The organism is Nonomuraea sp. NPDC049646, from assembly GCF_044465525.1.
Taxonomy (GTDB): Bacteria; Actinomycetota; Actinomycetes; order Streptosporangiales; family Streptosporangiaceae; genus Nonomuraea.
In genome coordinates, this window is sequence record NZ_JBITLU010000016.1 from 17512 (window position 1) to 37698 (window position 20187).

Here is a 20187-nt window from a genome sequence, read left to right on the forward strand (position 1 = left end):
CAACAGCGAGTCAGTAGAAGGGTTCCGCGGTGTACGCGATCGTTCGTTGCGGCGGCAGGCAGCAGAAGGTCTCCGTCGGTGACGTCCTCGAGGTGGACAAGGTCGCCGGCGAGGTCGGCTCTTCGGTTACGCTGCCGACGGTGCTCGTCGTCAACGACGGCGATGTGACCACCGAGGCGGGCAAGTTCACGGTCAGCGCCGAGATCCTCGGTGAGACCAAGGGCCCGAAGATCCGCATTCTCAAGTACAAGAACAAGACCGGTTACAAGAAGCGCCAGGGTCACCGCCAGCGGTACACCCAGGTGAAGATCACCGGTATCGACCAGGCCTGATCGGGAGTTTGAGAGATGGCACACAAGAAGGGCGCGTCGTCCACCCGGAACGGCCGTGACTCCAACGCTCAGCGCCTGGGCGTCAAGCGCTTCGGCGGCCAGCTGGTGAACGCGGGCGAGATCATCGTTCGTCAGCGTGGCACCCACTTCCACCCCGGCGACAACGTCGGCCGCGGTGGCGATGACACGCTGTTCGCGCTGGCCGCCGGCCACGTGCAGTTCGGCGTCAAGCGCGGTCGTCGCGCCGTCAGCATCGTTCCCGTCGCGGAGTAATCAGCTTCGCTTCGGTGTTGCTTCAAGGGGTGGATCGCCTGTCGATCCACCCCTTAGGCGTTTTCTGGGGGCCCTGCGGGGGCGCCAGGTTGTGATTGATCTTGTATGCCCTGGTGGGCTTGATGGAGGAGAGCTGGATGCCGGACTTCGTGGACCAGGTGGTCCTGCACGTCAAGGCCGGTGACGGAGGGAACGGGTGCGCCTCCATCCACCGGGAGAAGTTCAAGCCGCTCGGCGGCCCCGACGGGGGGAACGGCGGCCGTGGCGGCGACGTGATCCTTGAGGTCGATCCCAACACCGCGACCTTGCTGGACTACCACCGCCGTCCCCATCGCAAGGCCGACAACGGCAAGCAGGGGCAGGGCTCCAACCGCGACGGCGCCAACGGCGACGACGTGATCCTCGCCGTCCCGAACGGGACCGTGGTGAAGGACGCCAACACCGGTGAGGTGCTGGTGGACCTCGTGGGGGCCGGCACCCGGTACGTCATCGCGCAGGGCGGTCACGGCGGGCTGGGGAACGCCGCCCTGGCCAATGCCCGGCGGAAGGCGCCCGGGTTCGCGCTGCTGGGGGAGCCCGGCGACGGGCTCGACGTCATGCTGGAGCTCAAGAGCGTCGCCGACGTGGCGCTGGTCGGGTTCCCCAGCGCGGGCAAGTCGTCGCTGATCGCGGCGCTGAGCGCGGCCAAGCCGAAGATCGCGGACTACCCGTTCACCACCCTCATCCCCAACCTGGGGGTCGTGACGGCCGGCGAGAACGTGTTCACGGTCGCCGACGTGCCCGGGCTGATCCCGGGGGCCTCGCAGGGCAAGGGGCTCGGGCACGAGTTCCTGCGCCATGTCGAGCGCTGCGACATGCTCGTGCACGTCATCGACTGCGCGACCATGGAGCCGGGGCGCGATCCCGTCACCGACTACGAGGTGATCGAGGCCGAGCTGCGGGCGTACGGGAAGCTTGAGGACCGGCCGCGGATGATCGTGCTGAACAAGGCCGACGTGCCCGACGCGCGGGAGCTGGCCGACCTGGTCAGGGCCGAGTTCGAGGAGCGGGGGCTGCAGGTCTTCGTCATCTCGGCGGCCACGCACGACGGGTTGCGGGAGCTCACGTACGCGATGGGCGAGTGGGTGGCGGCGGCCAGGGCCAACAAGCCGGTCGAGGAGCCGACCCGACTGGTGATCAGGCCCAAGCAGCTCGGTGAGGCCGGGTTCAAGGTGCGGCGGGTCAACGAGAACCTGTTCCAGGTCACCGGTGAGAAGCCGGAGCGGTGGATCCGGCAGACCGACTTCAGCAACGACGAGGCCGTCGGGTACCTGGCCGACCGGCTCGAACGGCTCGGCGTGGAGGACGAGCTGGTCAAGGCGGGCGCCAAGGCGGGGGCCGAGGTGGTCATCGGGCCGATGGAGGGCGGATACGTCTTCGACTGGCAGCCGACGCTCAGCGCCGAGTCGGTGCGACAGGGGCCACGCGGCTCGGACAACCGCCTGGGCTGACGGCTGCCGGTGGTGACGGTCGTGTTGGCGTGGCCGTCGCATGGCGTGGCCGTGGCTCGTCGGCTGGTGACCGTCGTTTGAGGTGACCGTCATTGAGGTGTTCGTCGGCTGGTGACCGTCCTCTGGGATGACTGCAGCCGGCGGGCCCGCTGGGGTTTCCCAGGGGGCGCAGTGGGCGGTTGCCCTGCGGTGGGCCGCTGAGGTTTCCCGGGGTGGAGGTTCTGAAGGCGGGGGGCGTGCGGGGGCTGCCGCCGTTCTCCTGCGGTTCTGCGGAGGGTGAAGGGGGACGGGGGTGGGGGTGGGGCGCGGATAGGCTGTCAGGCGTGCGGGAACAGATCAGCTCAGCGTCGAGGGTCGTCGTCAAGGTCGGCTCCTCCTCGCTCACCACCCCCCAGGGCATGATCGACGTCGACCGGGTCGACGCCCTGGTGGACGTCCTGGCGGCGCGGCGGCGTGCCGGGGCGCAGATCGTGCTGGTGTCGTCGGGAGCGATCGCGGCGGGTCTCGGCCCGCTGGGGTTGTCGGCGCGGCCACGCGACCTGGCCACCCAGCAGGCGGCGGCCTCCGTGGGCCAGGGGGTGCTGGTCGCGCGCTACACCTCCTCCTTCGCCCGGTACGGCCTGCGCGTCGGCCAGGTGCTGCTGACCGCCGACGACATGATGCGCCGCGCCCACCACGCCAACGCCCAGCGCACCCTGGCGCGGCTGCTGGAGCTGGGCATCGTGCCGATCGTCAACGAGAACGACACGGTCGCGACCGACGAGATCAGGTTCGGCGACAACGACCGGCTCGCCGCGCTGGTCTCCCACCTGATCCACGCCGACGCGCTGGTGCTGCTGTCCGACGTCGACGCCCTCTACGACGGCCCGCCGAGCCGCCCAGGCTCGCGCCGGCTGGCCGAGGTGCGCGGCCCCGAGGACCTGGTCGGCGTCGAGCTGGGCAGGAACGGCGCGGCGGTCGGCACCGGCGGCATGGTGACCAAGGTCCAGGCGGCCAGGATCGCCACGGGCGCGGGAGTGCCGGTCGTGCTCACCGCCGCCGCCCACGCCGCCCAGGCGCTCACCGGCGCCGACATCGGCACCTACTTCCATCCCGGCGGCCGGCACCCCGGCACGCGGCTGCTGTGGCTCGCCCACGCCACCACCGGGCGCGGCCGGCTCCACCTCGACCAGGGGGCGGTCGAGGCGATCGTGGGCCGGCGCAAGTCGCTGCTGCCCGCCGGCGTGACGTCCGTGGAGGGCGAGTTCGCCGCGGGCGACCCGGTCGACCTGTGCGGGCCGCAGGGCGGCGTGGTGGCGCGCGGCCTGGTCAACTTCGACGCCGTGGAGATCCCCGGGCTGCTCGGCCGCTCCACGAAGGAGCTGGCCAGCGCGCTCGGTCCGGAATATGAACGCGAGCTGATCCACCGCGACGACATCGTCATACTGGAACCCCGTCACCAGTGAGGAGCACGCGATGTCCGAGGAGTTCCTGAAGGTAGCCCGCGCGGCACGAGAGGCCGCCGCCGAGCTGGCCCCGCTGCCGCGGGCGCCCAAGGACCGGGCGTTGCGGGTGATCGCCGACGCCCTGGTCGCGCACGCGGCCGAGATCGTCGAGGCCAACGCAGAAGACGTCGAGCGGGCGCGGGCCCAGGACACGTCCGAGGCGATGATCGACCGGCTGCGGCTCGACGAGGCCAGGATCGGGGCCATCGCCGAGGCCGTGCGGGAGGTGGCCGACCTGCCCGACCCGGTCGGCGAGGTCGTCCGGGGCAGCACGCTGCCCAACGGGCTGGAGCTGCGGCAGCTCAGGGTGCCGCTGGGCGTGATCGGCATCATCTACGAGGGGCGTCCCAACGTCACGGTCGACGCCGCCGCGCTCTGCCTCAAGAGCGGCAACGCGGTGCTGCTCAGAGGCTCGTCTAGTGCCTACTCGTCCAACACGGCGCTGGTGCGGATCATGCAGGACGCGCTCGCGGGCACGCAGGTGCCCGCCGGGGCGGTGCAGCTCGTGCCCGGCACGACGCGGGAGTCGGTCAAGGAGCTGATGCGCGCCCGCGGGCTGGTCGACGTGCTGATCCCGCGCGGCGGCGCGGCGCTGATCAACTCGGTGGTCGAGGAGTCGACAGTCCCGGTGATCGAGACCGGCGTCGGCAACTGCCACGTCTACGTCGACGCGGAGGCCGATCTCGACCTGGCCGTGCAGATCCTGGTCAACTCCAAGGCGCAGCGGCCGTCGGTGTGCAACGCGGCCGAGACGTTCCTCGTCCACGAGAAGGTGGCCGACGCGTTCGTGCCGAGGGCGCTGCGGGCGCTGGCCGAGGCGGGGGTGACCGTCCACGGCGACGAGCGCATCGCCGGTTACGGCGAGGTCGTGCCGGTCACCGACGACGACTTCGGCACCGAATACCTGTCGCTCGACATCGCCGCCGCCGTCGTCGGCTCGCTGGAGGAGGCCGTGGCCCACATCCGGCGCTACGGCTCCGGGCACACCGACGCGATCGTCACCCGGTCGCAGCCGGCCGCCCGCCGCTTCGTCTCGCTCGTGGACTCCGCGGCCGTGGCGGTGAACGCCTCGACCAGGTTCACCGACGGCGGCGAGTTCGGGTTCGGCGCGGAGATCGGCATCTCCACGCAGAAGCTGCACGCGCGTGGCCCGATGGGCCTGCCGGAGCTGACCTCCACCAAGTGGATCTACACGGGAGAAGGGCATCTGCGCACGTCAGAAGGCACTGTGGTGCCCGGACCGGCTTGCGGTTAGTCGGCGTGTCGGGCTGACCGGCGGCCCGCGGCCTCGGTTGACTGGGTGTCATGGAAATTGTCGTCGCCCTTGTCTTCTCGGCCGCGGTGCTGTTCGGCGCCGATCGTCTGCTGCTCTGGCTGGAGAGCCGCGGTCACGTCAACTGGCGCAGGAAGGGCCGCAAGCCCCTGGCCGAGGAACCCACGGCCGAGCTCGACAGCATGCTCTCCGACCGTTCACCCCGATAAAGGTTCAACGGCTCCGGCGCGCCGCGGGCGTCAACTGTCGTCCCAGCGCTAGGGTTGTGTCCCTTATGGGCGCGCCGGGCGGGGAGGGACGGTGAGCAAGCTCGGCAAGGTCGGGCCGTACAGCCTGGTCGAGCGGCTCGGCCGAGGCGGCATGGGCGAGGTCTACCTCGCCACCACCCGCCGTGGCGAGCAGGTCGCACTCAAGGTCCTCCACGACCTGGCCGAGGACGAGATGTCCCGGGTCAGGCTGGAGCGCGAGGTGCGCGCGCTGCGCAGGGTCGAGAGCCCCTACGTGGCCAAGGTGCTCGACGCCGACCTGAGCTGTGCCCGGCCCTACCTGGTCATGGAGCACATCGAGGGCGCCACGCTGCTGGAGCGCGTACGCCAGAGCGGGCCGCTCGACCTGGGCCAGCTCGTGCACATGGCGCAGGGCATCGCCGCGGCGCTGGCCATCATCCACGCGGCCGGGGTCGTGCACCGCGACCTGAAGCCGGGCAACATCATCATGGGCACCGAGGGGCCGGTGCTCATCGACTTCGGCATCGCGCAGGTGCTCGACGCGACCCGGCTCACCATGACGGGCACGTTCCTCGGCACGCCGGGCTACACCGCGCCGGAGATCTTCGCCGACGAGCAGGTCGACTCGCCCGCCGACGTGCACGCCTGGGCCGCGACGGTGGCGTTCGCGGCGACCGGGCGGCCCACGTTCGGGCGCGGCACGGCCGAGGCGCAGATGTACGCGGTGCTGAACGGGCAGGCCGACCTCAAGGGCGTCCCGGTGGCGCTGCTGCCGCTGGTGCGGGCGGCGCTCAACCGGGAGCCCGGCAAGCGGCCCACCGCGGCGTTGCTGGCCGACCGGTTGTCCCGGCTGGCCAAGGCCACGAACAATCCCGACGGCGACGCGCCGGCGGCCGCCGAGGAGGCGTCCAGGAGCGAGAGCGCACGAAGCCGGGCGAACGGCTCGACGGCCGAGGTCCCCGCGCCCCGCGGCCGGGCCGGCACGGAGGGCAAGACGCCCGTGCCGCGCGGCCGTACGGGCACCGACGGGAAGACGCCCGTGCCGCGCACGCGTACCGGCGGGGACGGGAAGACGCCCGTCCCCAGGAACCGGACGGAACCGCCTGCGGCGCGGAACCGGGCCGACGGCGCCGCCTCGGCCGCGCGCCCCAGGCCCGGCACGGACGGCGCCACCCCCGGAGCGCGCCCCAGGACGGGCGCCGACGGACCGGCCTCCGGCCCCCGCCCGAGGCCGGGCACGGAGAGCGCCCGCCCCAGGCCGGGAACCGAGAGCGTCCGCGCCAGGACCGGCACGGAGGGCGCCCGCACCCGCACCGGCACGGAGGGCACGCGCGCCAGGACCGGCGCCGACGGGACGCGGGTCAGGGCCGACGGCGCGGTTCCGCCGCCGCGGACCAGGACGAGCACCGACGGCAAGGCCGCCACGCCCCGGACCAGGACTGGCGCCGACCCCAAGACGGGCCCGCGCGCGCGGGCGACCGCGGCCGTGCGGGGCAGGTCACAGGACGGCCGGCGGGCCAGGCTGAGGGGCGAGGCGCCGACCACGCTGCCCGCGGGCAATACGGCTCTGCTGCTGCTCGCGGTGCTGGCGGTGCCGTGCGTGGTGACGTCGGTGATCTGGCCGATCGCCTCGATCGCCATCACGACGGCGTTCGTGGTGCTGACCAGGACGCTCTGGATGAGTCATTGGCTGGTCAGGAAGCGCAGCGCGCGTCGCATGCGGATCGCGCTGCGCGTGTTGCTGTTCCCGTTCGCGCTGACCGGGGCGGCGGCGACCGCCGTGGTGTGGCCGGGAGTGCCCGTCGCGGTGGCGTCGGGCGGTGCGCTCTGGGTGACCGGTGGCGGTCAGATCGACTCCGACTGGTGGCAGCAGCCGGCGCCCGTGACGGTCGCGGCGGTGGTGTTCGGCATGTTGTGCGGCGGTATCACCGGGCGCGAGATCGAGCGGATCGGCGGCAAGCTGCCGGAGTTGCGCAGGGAAGGGCTGCGCGCACTGGCCGTGCTGGGCGGGTTCGTCGCCCTGTGCGCGGCCGCCGTGCGCGCGATCGCCCTCCTGCTGTAGGCGGCGAGGACGGCCGGCCGGTCAGCCCTGGCCGCCGTCGCGGCGCGAGAAGCGGTTGAAGATGCGCTCGCCCGCGTTCACCGCACCTTCGGCCACGTCGCGCAGCACGCCGATGAACGGGTCCTGCGACTGGGACCAGGAGGCGCGGTAGGACTCGGCCGCCGCCTTGATCTCGTCGGTGACGCGGGCGTTGGCGTCGTCCTCCCTGCGCGGGTAGTCGCCGCCGATGATGCGGTCGTACTCGCCGCTGCGCTGCCACTTGTCGAGCTCGGCGACGCGCACCACGGCGAACGGGTGGGTGGTGCCGAGCAGGTTGAGCACCTTGAGGAAGCCGTCGCGCAGGTCGCCCGCGGTGTCGTACTCCTGGTACTGGGCCAGGAACGCCTCGATGTTCATCTCGTGGGTGTAGGCGCCGCCGGCGAGCTTCATCAGCGCGCGCTTGGCCGAGTCGGGGTTCTGGGCGGTCAGCAGGCCGCCGCGGTCGGAGGAGAGCTCCGACTTGCGGTACCACTCCTCCAGGCCCGCGACGATCGCGCGCAGCCCGATGTAGCCGAGCGGGATCCAGGCGACGCGCGTGGCCAGGCGGGTGAGGATGTCGAGCATCGTCCGGTAGACCGCGTGACCGGACAGGATGTGCGAGGTCTCGTGGCCGATGACGAAGCGCTGCTCCTCCTCGTCCATGAGGTTGAGCAGGCCGGTGGTGACGACGATGAACGGGTCGTCGAAGCCGATGGCCTTGGCCTGGACGTTCGGGTCCTGCTGGACGTAGATCTCCGGGATGCGGTGCAGGTCGAGGATGTAGGCCGCGTCGCGCCCCATGTCGTACAGGGAGCGGAACTGGGTCTCGCTGACGCGCACGGACGACGCCAGGTACATCAGGCGAAGGCGGCGCTCACTCACAAGACCGGACATCTGCTTAAGAACCGTGTCGAACCCACTCAACTTCCGCAGAGCGACCAGGGCGGACCGGTCTGCGGGGTGTTCGTAGGCTCGGGACGAGATGCCGGGCAGTTGGACGCGGTTGCGGTCCGGGGTGGTCGTCATGCCCGGCATGCTACGTCCGCAACGGATGTGATGCGCGGACATCACCAAGGGGGGTGCCGTCATGTTCGGGTACCGCGTCCGCGTAGGGTCCGACTCATGATGAACGCGCCTGGTGTCCAGGGGAAGCGGCGGGTGGGTGTGATGGGCGGGACCTTCGATCCCATCCACCACGGCCACCTGGTCGCAGCAAGCGAGGTCGCCCATCACTTCGACCTCGACGAGGTCGTGTTCGTGCCGACCGGGCGGCCGTACCAGAAGTCCGGACGCGAGGTGTCGGCGCCCGAGGACCGCTACCTGATGACGGTCATCGCCACGGCCTCCAACCCCCGCTTCTCCGTGAGCAGGGTGGATGTGGACCGCCCCGGCCCCACCTTCACCATCGACACGCTGCGGGACATCTCCAACGTCTACGGCCCGCAGACGGACCTGTACTTCATCACCGGCGCCGACGCGCTCGGCGCGATCCTCGGCTGGCAGAACGCCGACGAGCTGTTCGAGCTGGCGCACTTCGTGGGCTGCACCCGCCCCGGGCACACGTTGCACGACCCCGGGCTGCCCGAGGGCAGGGTGACCCTGCTGGAGATCCCCGCGCTGGCCATCTCGTCGTCGGAGTGCCGTCAGCGGGTGGCCAAGGGGGAGCCGATCTGGTATCTGGTGCCGGACGGAATCGTGCAGTACATCAACAAACGAGGGTTGTATCACGGGGAAGGCTGAAGCTCTCCGCGCCGTGGGTGAGGGGTTTCGGCCTGGAAGGGTACCCTCGGTATATGGGCATGCTGCCGACACAGGAGGACAGACCCGCATCGTGACCGCATCCGACAGATCCGTTCAGCTCGTCCAGATCGCCGCCGAGGCCGCGGCCGACAAGCTGGCCGATGACATCCTCGCCTATGACGTGAGCGAGCAGCTCGTCATCACCGACGCCTTCCTGCTCTGCTCCGCCACGAACGACCGCCAGGTCCGCGCCATCGTCGACGAGATCGAAGACCGGCTGCGCACCGAGGCCGACGCCAAGCCCGTGCGCCGCGAGGGCGAGCGCGAGGGCCGCTGGGTGCTGCTCGACTACATCGACATCGTCGTGCACGTCCAGCATGAGGAAGACCGCACGTTCTACGCGCTCGAGCGCCTGTGGAAGGACTGCCCGGCCATCGGGCTGCCGGAGAGCGTCATGCTCGCCAACATGCAGCGGGCCCGCAGTTGAGCAGGCGGATCGTCTGCCTCCGCCACGGACAGACCCTGTGGAACGTGGAGCACCGCTTCCAGGGCCACTCCGACATCCCGCTCGACGAGACCGGCGTCGCGCAGGCGGCCAGGGCCGCCTCGCTGCTGGCCTCGCTGCGGCCCACCCTCATCGTCTCCTCCGACCTCCAGCGCGCCCATGACACGGCCCTGGCGCTCGGCAGGCTCGTGGGGCTCGACGTGACCGTCGACAAGGACTTCCGCGAACGCGGCGGCGGCCAGTGGGAGGGGCTGACGCGCGACGAGATCGCCGCGCGCTGGCCCGAGGAGTACATCGCCTGGGAGGCCCCCGACGGCGAGCCCGTCTCGGAGGTCGCGACCCGGGTGGCCGCCTCCATGCGCAAGTGGGCGTCCCGGCTCGACGACGACGGGCTCCTGGTCGTCGCCTCGCACGGCGCCGCGCTGCGCCTCGGCATCTGCGAGCTGCTCGGCCTTCCCGAGGAGTTGTGGCCGGCGCTGGGCGGGCTGGGCAACTGCTCCTGGTCGGTGCTGCAGGAGGGCCGTCAGGGCTGGCGGCTGCTCGAACACAACGCGGGCACCCTCCCCGAGCCCATCAGCAGCGACGACCGCCCTGACGCGGAGGCGTAGCCGACCGGCTCAGGCCGGCTGCGCGGGGCGGCGAGCGCCCTGCCGGGGGTGGTCCGGCAGCGTGACGGCGCTCGCGGCCTTGTCCGTCATCCGCTTGACCATGCCCTTGCCCGGCAGGTACGGCAGCATGCGCATCATCTGGTTCCGCAGCCGGATCCGCGTCCGCGTGCCCGGCACGAGGTATTTGTCGGCCCCCTCGGCCTGCTTCTGGCACACCTCGACGTACGGTCGCATCCGCCGCTCGTAGGCGTCGAAGGCGGCGGCGTGGTCGCCGGGGGCCGCGGCCAGCTCGGCGGCCAGCACGTACGCGCCCACCATCCCGAGCCCCGTGCCCATGCCGCCGGGGCCGGGGGCGTACCCGGCGTCGCCGACCAGCGCCACCCGGCCGGACGACCATCGGGGCAGGACGACCTGGGCGGCCTGCCAGAAGTAGAAGTCCTCGGCCTCCTCCATGGCCGCCAGCAGGGACGGCACCTGCCAGCCCACCCCACGGAACGCCCGCGCCACCAGGGCCCGCTGCGCCGCCTGGTCGCGGTGGCCGACGTCGAGCGGGGGCGTGGCGAAGTCGAGCGAGGCCCGGGTGCGGCCGTTCGTCCTGACGACGGTGGCGCAGCGGCCCGGCACGTTGTGCATCAGTCCGTCGTGGTCCAGCCCGTACGTGCCGGGGACGGAGAAGACGGCGCCGTAGAAGCCGAGATGGCGCAGAGGGGCGGCGGGGAAGGCCAGCTCGCGTACCTTGCTGCGGATGCCGTCCGCGCCGACGACCAGGTCGAACGTGCGGGGCGCGGCCTTTTCGAAGGTCACGTGCACGCCGTCGGGGCGCTCGGTCAGGGACGTGATCGAGTCGCCGAGGAGGCGTTCGGCGGGGGCGGCCTCGTTCAGGATGCGGGTCAGGTCGCCGCGCAGGATCTCCACGTCGCCGCTGAACACCTCCGACGGCAGCCTGGCCAGCCGCCTGCCGTCGCCGTCGACGATGGCGATGTCGCCCATGCCGGTCTGGGCGGCCCTGATCGCGTCCAGCACGCCCATGCGCTTGAGGACCTCCAGCTGCGGGGCGCCGCGGAAGTCGACGGCCTGGCCGCCGGTGCGCAGGGCGGGGGCGCGTTCGACGACGGTCGGCCGGAACCCGGCGCGGGCCAGCCAGTGGGCGAGCGTGGGACCGGCGACGCCGCCGCCGGAGATGAGTACGGCCTGCACAGCGGCCTCCTTGGGTAGTGCGCCATGTACGTTGTACGCGTACCGTAGGTTCGGGATTTCCACCAGGCAAGAGGGGCACCCGGCGCACTAGTGCGGCGAGGAGGTGCCGGCGGGTGCGCCGGGCCTGGTGCACTAGTGCATCGGAAGGGGTGGCCGTGGACCGGCCCGTGTATCTGCGGATCGTGGAGGAGCTGCGCGACCGCATCGCCGCCGGCGAGCTGGCGCCGGGGGACAAGGTGCCCTCGACCCGGCAGATCATCCGGGAGTGGGGCGTGGCGATGGCCACCGCGACCAGGGCGCTCGGCAGGTTGCGCGAGGAAGGGCTCACGCGGGCCGTGCCGGGGGTCGGGACCGTCGTCGCCGGGCCCGTGCGGCGGGCGGCGCAGGACCTCACCGGGCGGCGCGTCGTGCGCGCGGCGATCAGGGTCGCCGACCGGGAGGGGCTGGCCGCCGTGTCGATGCGCCGCCTGGCCGCCGAGCTCGACGCCTCGGCCATGTCGCTGTACCGGCATGTGGCGGGCAAGGACGAGCTCGTCCGGCTCATGATCGACGCCGTCTACGGCGAGGAGCCGCCCGCCGGGCAGCCGCCGCGCGCCTGGCGGGCCCGGCTGGAGCTGGAGCTCCGGCAGCTGTGGCGGATGCACCTGCGGCACCCGTGGCTGGCGCAGGCGGTCTCGCTGACCCGGCCGCAGCTCGTGCCCAACGGCATGGCCTCCACCGAACGGCTGCTGCGCGCCCTGGACGGGCTCGGCCTCGACGCCGGCGCCATGCTGCACGCCGCCGTGTCCCTGGTGAACTTCGTCCGGGGCGCCGCCGTGGCGCTGGAGGCGGAACTCCAGGCGCGTACCGAGACCGGGGTGACCGAGGACGACTGGCTGAGCGAGCACGAGGGGGAGATGGCCCGGTTGTTCGCCTCCGGCGCCTTCCCGACCCTGGCGAAGGTGGTCACGGCTCCCGGGGTGGAGCTGGACCTGGACTCCGTCTTCGAGTTCGGGCTCCGCAGCCAGCTCGACGGGCTGTCCGTGCTGGTGGCGCGGGCGCAGCGGGGACGGCGGCCGGGCGATTAGGCGAAAGGGCGCGGATGGCTATATGCTCTCGGAGCGCCGCAACGGGTGATCCCGCAGCGGTGACCAGGGGCTATGGCGCAGTTGGTAGCGCGCCTCCATGGCATGGAGGAGGTCTGGGGTTCGAATCCCCATAGCTCCACACAGGTTGTTTCCCTGGTCCGGGCCGTCGAGCCCGGCCGCGCGTCAGTCCAGGAACGCCGGATCCCGCCACGTCGTGGCGGGCAGGGCGTTGAGGGCGGCGACGATCCGCTTCTCCTCGTAGACGAAGTGCGACTCCAGCAGGGCCGACAGGCCGTCCAGCTCGGTGCGCACGTCACGCGGGCCAGGGGCATCGGCGGCCAGCAGGGTCTCCAGGTCGCGCAGGATGGTGGCCACCTGCTCGTGGTCCCGGCTTAGTTCCTCCAGAACGGGGCGCAGTTCGGGGAACTCGGCGGCGAGCACCGGGAAGGCCGTGGCGTCCTCGCCGGTGTGGTGGATGGTGATCGCCGAGCAGAAGGCCAGGCAGTGGGTGCGCAGGTCGCGCAGGGAGCCGCCGCGGCCGGCGGTGTCGCGCAGCCTGGCCAGCTCTTCGCGGAGCCGGAGGTGCACGTCGATCAGCTGGTTGCCGAAGGCCGCCAGACGGCGGGCCGGCTCGGGAAGGTCGTTCATGGTCGGGTCCGATGTCACGGCGCCTCCATGCCCGCGGCGGTCTCCTGGCCGGGTGCACTGCGACGCTGATCCGGGATCAGATCATGCTTTTCGCGGCGAATCAACTCGGCGGGCCGAGCCCCGGAGAGACCCGGCCCTGGAGCGGCGTGTCCCGGCGTCAGGCGCAGGGGGTGTCGCCTAGCGTGAAGGCGGCCGGCGGGGCGGTGTCGCCCGTGTGGGTGGCCTGGAAGCCGAACGACGTGGAGGCGCCGGGCGCGATCGTCGCGTTGTAGGCGACGTTCCTGGCGGTGACCTTGCCCGTGGCGGGGGAGATCGTGGCGTTCCAGGCCGAGGTGACGGTCTGGCCCGCGGGCAGCGTGAAGCTCAGCGCCCAGGAGGGCAGGGCCGTGGCGCCGGTGTTGGTGATCGTGACGGCGGCGGTGAAGCCGGTGTTCCAGGCGTTGGTGGTGTAGGAGACGCGGCAGGCGCCCGGCGGGTTCGGCGTGGGCGTCGGCGTGGGCGTGGGCGTCGGCGTCGGGGTGGGCGTGGGGGTCGGGCCGCTGCCGGTGATGCCGAAGAAGGCGAGGGCGGCGGCGGCCATTCCGGCGGTGGGCAGGCTGTGCCCCACGCCCTGGACGCTCACCGCCTCGACCGGCGCGGTCGTCCCCGCGCTGCCGTACCTGGTCCTGGTCCAGCCGGGCCGGGGCTGGTCGGTGAGGCTCGGGGTCTGGGTCAGGCCGTGGACGTTCGTCCACTGCTTGATCTCCTCCTGGAAGTTCGGGTAGCGCAGGGTGGCGTCCTCGGTGCCGTGCCAGACCTGCATGCGCGGACGGGGGCCGGTGTAGCCGGGGTAGGCGGCGCGGACCAGGTCACCCCACTGCTGCGGGGTCCTGGTGAGCTGGCCGTTCGCGCACGCGCTGTTCCAGCTCGACCCGTCGGTGGTGGCGAAGCAGCCGAACGGCACGCCCATGAACGCCGCTCCCGCCTGGAACACGTCGGGATAGTCGCCCAGCAGCACGTTCGTCATCATGCCGCCGGAGGAGGCGCCGGTCACGTACGTGCGGGCGGGGTCGGTGGCGTACCGCTGCTGGACGTACCGGACCATGGACACGATGCCGACGGGGTCGCTGCCGCCGTCGTGCCGCAGCGCCTGCGGGGAGGAGACGTCGAAGCAGGAGCCGCTCCTGGTCGCCGAGGGGTAGATCACGATGAACTTGTGGCGGTCGGCGAGCGAGGCGAACTCCGTGCCGGAGTAGAAGGCGGGGCCGGAGCCGGTGCAGTAGTGCACGGCGACGAGCAGCGGCGGCCGGGTCCCGACGCCGTCCGGGACGTACAGGTGCATGCGCAGACCTGTCGGGTTGGCGCCGAATCCGGTCACCTCGGTGAGCTGCGCCGAGGCGGCCGGGGGAGCGGTGACCAGGCCCGCGACCGCGAGTGCGGCGACGGCGATCGCGGCGCCCGCCAGTCGAGCTCTCAGGTTCATCGGGTTCCTCTCGTTCGCCTGAAACATTGCGAGTATGAAGAGAAACTTTCGGAGGCGCAATGGCCGGACTGCCCGCCTGGCTCCGACCTGGGCCGGGCCGGAGGGCAGGCGTGAAACTTTCGGGTCAGGCGTAGCGCCGGGCCAGCTCCGCCGCCGCCGCGCCCAGGGCCTCGCGCAGCGCGGGCGGGGACAGCACCTCGACGTCGGTCCCGAGCCGCAGGAACTCGCCGAGCGCGTGGTCGTGCGACTCGATCGGCAGGGTGACCCGCGTCCAGCCCTCGGCGTCCGGCGGCTCGGCGGTCTCCCGCGCGGCCGCCGCGACGCCGGGCGTCATGAGGTCGGGCAGGCGGTCCAGGCCGCGCGGCGACAGCCGTACCACCGCCTCGCCGCGCCGCAGCCTGGCCTCGAACTCGGCCAGGTAGCCCTGCCAGTACGCCGCCAGGGAGAAGTCGTCCGGCCGGGCGAACGTCTCCGGGAGGGCGTGCAGGTCGAGGATCTGGGAGACGCGGTAGGTGCGTACGTGCTCGCCGCAGCGCGCCACCAGGTACCAGCGGCCCGCCTTGACCACCAGCCCGTACGGCTCCAGCCGCCGTTCCACCTCCTGCGGCGCCTTCCACCGCCGGTAGGTGACCTGGACGGGCCGCTCGTTCCACACGGCGTCGGCCACGGCCGGCAGGTACGTTACCGGCTCGGCGTCCCGGTACCAGGAGGGCGCGTCGAGATGGAAACGCTCCTGGATGCGGCCCGCGCGGTCGCGCAGCTCGACGGGCAGCGCGGCCATCAGCTTGAGCTGGGCGGCGGTCACCACCGCGCCGAGGCCCAGCTCGGCCGCCGGCCCCGGCAGCCCGGCCAGGAACAACGACTCGGCCTCGTCGGTGGTCAGCCCGGTCAGCCGGGTGCGGTAGCCGTCGAGGAGCTGGTAGCCGCCGTTGGGCCCGGCGTCGCCGTAGAGCGGGATGCCGGCGGCGTGCAGGGACTCCATGTCGCGGTAGATCGTGCGGACGGAGACCTCCAGGCGCTCGGCGAGGTCGTGGGCCGTCATGCGGCCGCGCGTCTGCAACAGCAGCAGGATCGAGACCAGGCGGGAGGCGCGCACGGACACTGACACTACATGTCAGTGACCCGGCCGTACGTTCGCCCGCATGAACGACTTCGACTTCCTCGCCGGCACCTGGGACGTGGTGAACCGCAGGCTACTCAAGCCGCTGGCCGGCAGCGACGAATGGGACGAGTTCCCCGGCCGCTCGGTCGCGACCCGGCACTTCGACGGCGCCGCCAGCTTCGACGAGATCGCCTTCCCCACCAAGGGCCAGCACGGGCTGACCGTGCGCGTCCACAACCCCGCGACGGGGCAGTGGTCGATCTACTGGGCCAGCAGCGCGACGGGCACGCTGGACACCCGGCCCATGGTGGGCGCGTTCACCGGGGACCGGGGCGAGTTCTACGGTGAGGAGACCCACGAGGGCCGGCCGGTGCGCTGCCGGTTCGTCTGGACCGTCGTCGGCGAGCACCGGGCCAGGTGGGAGCAGGCCTTCTCGGCGGACGACGGCCAGACCTGGGAGACCAACTGGACGATGGACTTCACCCGGGCGTCCTGAGCGAGCGGCTTCGCCCGGCCCTCAGGACGCCTGGCCGCGCACCCACAGGACGGTGGCCACGGCCAGCACCGCGACCAGCAGCAGGAGCCCGCCCACCAGGACCACCCACCGCCAGGCCGACTTCGGCGGCGGCGTGACCTCGTACAGGGGGACGTCGGGAAGCATGTCGGGGGTGTAGGGCAGGCTCTGCGTGTACGGCGCCTCCGGGGGACCCTGCGGGGGGTGTTCCGGGTGCGGGACGCGATGTCGGACGGTCTGGTTCGGGTCCGGCTCCTGTTGCTCTCGCTTCATGATCCCCTCAGACGCGGCTCTGGAGGTGGGTTTCATCGACATTGTCATACTTGCCGGTGAAACGCGGTCCAGACGTCGGAAGGCTCAGTAACCGCTCTGCTCGCCCCCGTACGGCGGCTGCGGCGGCTGCCAGCCGCCCTGAGGACCGGGCTGGGGGCCGCCCTGGGGACCGGGCTGAGGGCCGGGCTGCTGGTAGGGCTGCTGGTAGGGCTGCGCGGGCTGCTGCCAGCCGGGGCCCTGCGGCCGCTCCTGCCGGGGGGCGGCGCGGCGCGCGACGACGGCCCAGATCAGCAGCCCGATGCCGGCCAGGTGGAAGAGCGAGGAGATGAGGTAGGCGAACGGCAGGACGGCCATCATGCTGGAGCCGTACGACTCGATCAGCGTCTGGGTCAGGATGCTCAGCACGAGGTTGATCAGCGTGCCGATCAGCAGCAGGCCGCAGCCCGACATGCCGAGGGTGGCCGCGCGGCCCACGTGCCGTCTGTTCATCCCGATCAGGACGATGCCCACCACCAGCAGCAGGGCGGTGATGAGGGTGGGGAGCAGGTTCGTGAGCATGTTGAGGAAACTCATGGGCGACTCCAGCCAGAAGGGGGACTCGGGCGACGTTACGGGGATCCGCGCAGTTCTTCCACCGCACGGCTGATCGACTGCAGGTCGAGGCCGCCCTTGTGCCGGCGGCCGTTCAGGAACAGGGTGGGGGTGCCGCGCACGCCGCTCTCCTTGCCCGACGCCTCGTCGAGCGCGATGCGGGAGGCGTGCCCGGCCACGTCCGCCCAGGGGTCGACGTCGAGCTCGGCGGCGTAGTGTTCGAGGTCGGCGTCGGTGAGGAAACGCTGGTTGTCGTAGAGGATGTCGTGCATCTCCCAGAACCGGCCCCGGTCGGCGGCGGCCTCGGAGACGATGGCGGCCGAGGCGGCCCGGGGGTGCAGCGTCCGGATCGGATAGTGCCGGAAGACCAGCCGGACGTCGGGGTTCCGGCGCAGGATCTCGTCCAGGACGGGGTGGAGACGGCCGCAGTAGGGGCACTCGAAGTCGCCGTACTCGACGATGGTGACCTTCGCGGTCGCCGGGCCACGTACGTGGTCGTCGGGGCCGACCGGCACGGACAGCACGTCGGGCAGCTCCTCGCCGGGCTCGGCCTCGGGCGGCGCGCAGACGCCGCCCCGGTCCCAGGCCAGCCGGAAGACCACCCAGCCCAGCGCGGCGGACAGCAACGACCCGGCCAGAATGCCGATCTTGGCCTGGCTCTGGATCGCCGGGTCGTCGAAGGCCAGGTCGACGATGAACAGCGCCACCGTGAACCCGATGCCGGACACCGCCGCGCCGCCCAGCAACTGCCCCCACACCAGGTTCCCCGGCAGGATGCCCCAGCCGAAGCGCAGCGGCAGCCACGTGCCGAGCGAGATCCCGGCGAACTTCCCGAGCAGCAGCCCCAGCGCGATGCCGAGGGAGATCGGCGAGGTCAGCGCCGCCCGCAGGGTCTCGCCGTCGAGCCGCACCCCGGCGTTGGCCAGGGCGAACACCGGCACGATCACGTAGCTGCTCCAGGGATGCAGGCGGAGCTGGAGCCGTTCGTTGACCGAGACGGCACGCTGCACGCGCCGCGTGGCCTCCCTGGCCGCCCGCGCGCTCGGCTCGCTGGTGAACTCCTGGACGGCCTCGCCCGCCAGCAGCAGCTTCTGGTCGCTCGGGGCGTAGACGAACACGAGGACGCCGAGCGCGATGCCCACGAGCGTCGGATGGATGCCGCTCTCCAGCGTCGCGACCCACAAGCCGAACCCGAGCGCGATGTAGGCCGGCGCCCGCCAGATCTTCAGCCAGCGCAGCAGCACGATCGCCGCCAGCAGCACGACCGCCACGACGAGCGCGGTGAGCTGGAGGCTGGCCGTGTAGAAGATCGCGATGATCATGATGGCCAGCACGTCGTCCACGATGGCCAGCGTCAGCAGGAACGCCCGCAGCGGGTCGGGACAGCGTGCCCCGACGACGGCCAGCACGCCCAGCACGAACGCGGTGTCGGTGGCGATCGGCACACCCCACCCGCCCGCGCCGGGACCGCCGAGGTTGAGCGCGAGGTAGACGGCGGCCGGCACGAGCATCCCGCCGAGCGCGGCCACGGCCGGGACGGCGATCAGCCGCCGGTCCCTGAGCTGCCCGAGCCGCACCTCGTAGGAGACCTCCAGGCCGATCAGGAAGAAGAACACGCTCATCAGGCCGTCGTTGACCCAGTGGCGCAGGTCGAGGGAGAACACCGCGTCGCCGAACGAGATGCCCATGGGCAGGTGCCAGAACGACTCGTAGGTCGCGGCCCACGGCGAGTTGGCCCAGACCATGGCCAGGGCGGTGGCCACGAGCAGCACGCTCGTGCTGCCCGCCTCGGTCTTGAAGAACGCCCGCAACATCGTCAGATCTCCCCCCGGAGATCCGATCTTAGAACCCGCCCCGGCGGCGGCCGGGCCCGGCGGGGGTGTTCCCCGCCGGGCCAGGACGTCACAGGTTGCGGAGGTAGGCCAGGGACGGCGCGAAGAAGTACTCGCCGCCCTTCATCGTGATCGTCTGGGCGACCTGGGCCTGCGGGGCCGACGGCTCGGCCCGGCCCCACACCTTCGGCCAGCTCACCTTGACGTCGCGGGCTCCCTGCCCGATGAGCGGGTCGTGGCCGGTCGCCGGGTTCTGGAAGTCCTCGTTGTTCGCCCAGCTCTGCTGGGTGAACTCGAACTGGGCGAGCAGGCTGCTGTTGAACGCCATGAACAGCAGGCCGACCTCGCCGCTCGGGCGGGCGCCGGGCGGGGAGTCGTCCCAGGGGGCGTCGGTGCGGTCGCCGTAGGTCTGGCCCCGGCGGGCCATGAGGACCTCACGGCCGAACGAGCGCGGGTTCGTCTTCCTGATGTGCCCGCTGAAGGGGCACTTCGAGCCCGGGTCGTCGTCGAAGGTGAAGTCGTTGGCCACCGGGCCCCCGCCCGGCTTCTGCCTGAGCGTGACGGGGGTGCCGTCCTTGAAGCGGCCGACGAGCATGGCGCCCGCGCGGTCGCGGTCGGCGCCGAGCAGGCCGAGGGCGTCGGCCAGGTCCTGCTCGATCTCCTTGAACGCCCGGACGTTCTGCTCCAGCTTCCTGAAGACCAGGTAGCTGCCGAAATGCCGCTCCGGGTGCGGCGCGAAGGGGTCGGCGACCAGGATGTTGGAGAGCGGGAAGGCGGGGTCCCAGTGCTCCTTCGGCTCCTTGTCGACCTCGTCCCGCACGAACAGCGGCTGGCTGCGGCCGTCCACGTACCCGAAGTGCTCGATGCCGTCGCCGGCCGGGTTGCGCATGCCCTGGCCGGTCTCCTCGCCGAGCAGTCGCGCGCTCGCCGGCAGCTCGCCGAGGATCTCCTCGCGCAGTTCCTCGACCCGGTCCCGGCGGGCGTCGCCGATGAGGATGACGGCGTGGATCTCCCGCTGGTAGGCGGGCTCCCACTCCGTCACCGGCGGGTCGTCCAGCTCGGCGCCGCGCCGCTTCATGCCGTCGCGGAACGCCTTGTCGCCGAACCTGCGCACGTCCTCGACCGAATGGCCGAGGTCGCGGTAGCCGGCCTTGCTGATGCCGATGCCGACGTACGGCGTGCCGCGCCGGCCGTTCGCGCCGAACTCGCGCACCTCCTCAAGGTGCCGGCGCGCCGACTTCATCTTCGTGACGGCGATGTGCCGCAGGAACGCCTTTCCCGCGGCGACGTCGTTGAACCTGACGAACAGCACGGACAGGTGCTCGCGCACGTGCGCGCGGAGAATGTTGGGCTGGAGATTGTCCAGCATCTCCTTGGTGTCCGCGTCGAGCGTGGCCGAATCCCAGGCCAGGGGTTGTGCGTTGTTCAGGTCGACAGTCATTGTCGCCGAATCCTTTCCCCGTTTCGAAATGAATCGGGCCCCCTGCAT

Annotated in this window: 21 protein-coding genes and 1 tRNA gene; 13 read left to right on the forward strand and 9 right to left on the reverse strand. The window is 71.8% G+C overall.

Going from position 1 to position 20187, the window contains the following annotated elements:
* Positions 1 to 29 precede the first annotated feature (29 nt).
* The 7 genes from rplU (at position 30) to ACIBQ8_RS38075 (ending at position 7141) form a co-directional block, all read left to right on the forward strand.
* Positions 30 to 332: a 50S ribosomal protein L21 gene (gene rplU, locus ACIBQ8_RS38045; protein WP_055506260.1), complete on the forward strand. Its 303-nt coding sequence runs from the start codon at positions 30 to 32 to the stop codon at positions 330 to 332.
* Between the two features lie 15 nt (positions 333 to 347).
* Positions 348 to 605, forward strand: coding sequence for a 50S ribosomal protein L27 (rpmA, locus tag ACIBQ8_RS38050; protein ID WP_012893687.1), 258 nt, complete (start codon positions 348 to 350; stop codon positions 603 to 605).
* Positions 606 to 742: 137 nt separating this feature from the next.
* Complete coding sequence (gene obgE, locus ACIBQ8_RS38055; RefSeq protein WP_397178171.1) at positions 743 to 2095, forward strand: GTPase ObgE; 1353 nt, start codon at positions 743 to 745, stop codon at positions 2093 to 2095.
* Between the two features lie 323 nt (positions 2096 to 2418).
* Positions 2419 to 3540 (forward strand): glutamate 5-kinase, encoded by a 1122-nt coding sequence (gene proB, locus ACIBQ8_RS38060; protein WP_397178170.1) that lies wholly within the window; start codon positions 2419 to 2421, stop codon positions 3538 to 3540.
* Positions 3541 to 3550: 10 nt separating this feature from the next.
* Positions 3551 to 4834, forward strand: a complete 1284-nt coding sequence (locus ACIBQ8_RS38065; RefSeq protein WP_397194472.1) for a glutamate-5-semialdehyde dehydrogenase — start codon at positions 3551 to 3553, stop codon at positions 4832 to 4834.
* A 50-nt stretch (positions 4835 to 4884) separates the two neighbouring features.
* Positions 4885 to 5061, forward strand: coding sequence for a hypothetical protein (locus ACIBQ8_RS38070; RefSeq protein ID WP_352325645.1), 177 nt, complete (start codon positions 4885 to 4887; stop codon positions 5059 to 5061).
* Between the two features lie 91 nt (positions 5062 to 5152).
* Positions 5153 to 7141, forward strand: a complete 1989-nt coding sequence (locus tag ACIBQ8_RS38075; protein WP_397194473.1) for a protein kinase — start codon at positions 5153 to 5155, stop codon at positions 7139 to 7141.
* Positions 7142 to 7162: 21 nt separating this feature from the next.
* On the opposite strand, the gene ACIBQ8_RS38080 is transcribed toward ACIBQ8_RS38075, so the two are convergent.
* A complete protein-coding gene (locus ACIBQ8_RS38080; RefSeq protein ID WP_397178167.1) occupies positions 7163 to 8194 on the reverse strand; it encodes a M48 family metallopeptidase in 1032 nt (343 codons plus the stop codon).
* A gap of 87 nt (positions 8195 to 8281) precedes the next feature.
* On the opposite strand from ACIBQ8_RS38080, the gene nadD reads away from it, so the two are divergent.
* The 3 genes from nadD to ACIBQ8_RS38095 all read left to right on the forward strand — a co-directional run bounded on the left by nadD (position 8282) and on the right by ACIBQ8_RS38095 (position 10012).
* Positions 8282 to 8899 carry a nicotinate-nucleotide adenylyltransferase gene (gene nadD, locus ACIBQ8_RS38085; RefSeq protein ID WP_358283974.1) on the forward strand — a complete coding sequence of 206 codons (618 nt, stop codon included), beginning with the start codon at positions 8282 to 8284 and terminating at the stop codon, positions 8897 to 8899.
* Positions 8900 to 8990: 91 nt separating this feature from the next.
* A complete protein-coding gene (gene rsfS / locus ACIBQ8_RS38090) occupies positions 8991 to 9386 on the forward strand; it encodes a ribosome silencing factor (protein WP_125639389.1) in 396 nt (131 codons plus the stop codon).
* Entirely contained in the window at positions 9383 to 10012 is a 630-nt protein-coding gene (locus ACIBQ8_RS38095) for a histidine phosphatase family protein (protein WP_397178165.1), read from the forward strand. The genes rsfS and ACIBQ8_RS38095 overlap by 4 nt, the downstream gene beginning before the upstream one ends.
* 9 nt (positions 10013 to 10021) lie before the next feature.
* Here ACIBQ8_RS38095 and ACIBQ8_RS38100 read toward each other — a convergent pair whose 3' ends face one another.
* Entirely contained in the window at positions 10022 to 11209 is a 1188-nt protein-coding gene (locus tag ACIBQ8_RS38100) for an FAD-dependent monooxygenase (protein WP_397194474.1), read from the reverse strand.
* A 155-nt stretch (positions 11210 to 11364) separates the two neighbouring features.
* On the opposite strand from ACIBQ8_RS38100, the gene ACIBQ8_RS38105 reads away from it, so the two are divergent.
* Together ACIBQ8_RS38105 and ACIBQ8_RS38110 are read left to right on the forward strand one after the other, a co-directional pair.
* Positions 11365 to 12276 carry a TetR/AcrR family transcriptional regulator C-terminal domain-containing protein gene (locus tag ACIBQ8_RS38105; RefSeq protein WP_397178163.1) on the forward strand — a complete coding sequence of 304 codons (912 nt, stop codon included), beginning with the start codon at positions 11365 to 11367 and terminating at the stop codon, positions 12274 to 12276.
* Between the two features lie 66 nt (positions 12277 to 12342).
* Positions 12343 to 12415, forward strand: a tRNA-Ala gene (locus ACIBQ8_RS38110).
* A 44-nt stretch (positions 12416 to 12459) separates the two neighbouring features.
* Here ACIBQ8_RS38110 and ACIBQ8_RS38115 read toward each other — a convergent pair.
* From ACIBQ8_RS38115 to ACIBQ8_RS38125, 3 genes are all read right to left on the reverse strand, one after another.
* The gene (locus ACIBQ8_RS38115) at positions 12460 to 12942 is read right to left on the reverse strand and encodes a hemerythrin domain-containing protein (protein WP_397194475.1); all 483 of its coding nucleotides are present in this window, start codon (positions 12940 to 12942) and stop codon (positions 12460 to 12462) included.
* A gap of 139 nt (positions 12943 to 13081) precedes the next feature.
* Positions 13082 to 14386 carry a PHB depolymerase family esterase gene (locus tag ACIBQ8_RS38120; RefSeq protein ID WP_397194476.1) on the reverse strand — a complete coding sequence of 435 codons (1305 nt, stop codon included), beginning with the start codon at positions 14384 to 14386 and terminating at the stop codon, positions 13082 to 13084.
* 124 nt (positions 14387 to 14510) lie between these two features.
* Positions 14511 to 15482 carry a helix-turn-helix transcriptional regulator gene (locus tag ACIBQ8_RS38125; RefSeq protein ID WP_397194477.1) on the reverse strand — a complete coding sequence of 324 codons (972 nt, stop codon included), beginning with the start codon at positions 15480 to 15482 and terminating at the stop codon, positions 14511 to 14513.
* A gap of 46 nt (positions 15483 to 15528) precedes the next feature.
* Here ACIBQ8_RS38125 and ACIBQ8_RS38130 point away from each other — a divergent pair, with 46 nt between their 5' ends.
* Positions 15529 to 15984: a hypothetical protein gene (locus tag ACIBQ8_RS38130; RefSeq protein WP_397194478.1), complete on the forward strand. Its 456-nt coding sequence runs from the start codon at positions 15529 to 15531 to the stop codon at positions 15982 to 15984.
* A 21-nt stretch (positions 15985 to 16005) separates the two neighbouring features.
* Here the strand turns inward: ACIBQ8_RS38130 and ACIBQ8_RS38135 are convergent, their stop codons facing one another.
* From ACIBQ8_RS38135 to ACIBQ8_RS38150, 4 genes are all read right to left on the reverse strand, one after another.
* Positions 16006 to 16275 (reverse strand): hypothetical protein, encoded by a 270-nt coding sequence (locus ACIBQ8_RS38135; RefSeq protein WP_397178158.1) that lies wholly within the window; start codon positions 16273 to 16275, stop codon positions 16006 to 16008.
* 84 nt (positions 16276 to 16359) lie between these two features.
* The gene (locus tag ACIBQ8_RS38140) at positions 16360 to 16848 is read right to left on the reverse strand and encodes a hypothetical protein (protein ID WP_397178157.1); all 489 of its coding nucleotides are present in this window, start codon (positions 16846 to 16848) and stop codon (positions 16360 to 16362) included.
* 35 nt (positions 16849 to 16883) lie between these two features.
* Positions 16884 to 18680, reverse strand: a complete 1797-nt coding sequence (nhaA, locus tag ACIBQ8_RS38145; RefSeq protein WP_397178156.1) for a Na+/H+ antiporter NhaA — start codon at positions 18678 to 18680, stop codon at positions 16884 to 16886.
* An 88-nt stretch (positions 18681 to 18768) separates the two neighbouring features.
* Positions 18769 to 20139 (reverse strand): Dyp-type peroxidase, encoded by a 1371-nt coding sequence (locus tag ACIBQ8_RS38150; RefSeq protein WP_397194479.1) that lies wholly within the window; start codon positions 20137 to 20139, stop codon positions 18769 to 18771.
* Between the last annotated feature and the right edge of the window lie 48 nt (positions 20140 to 20187).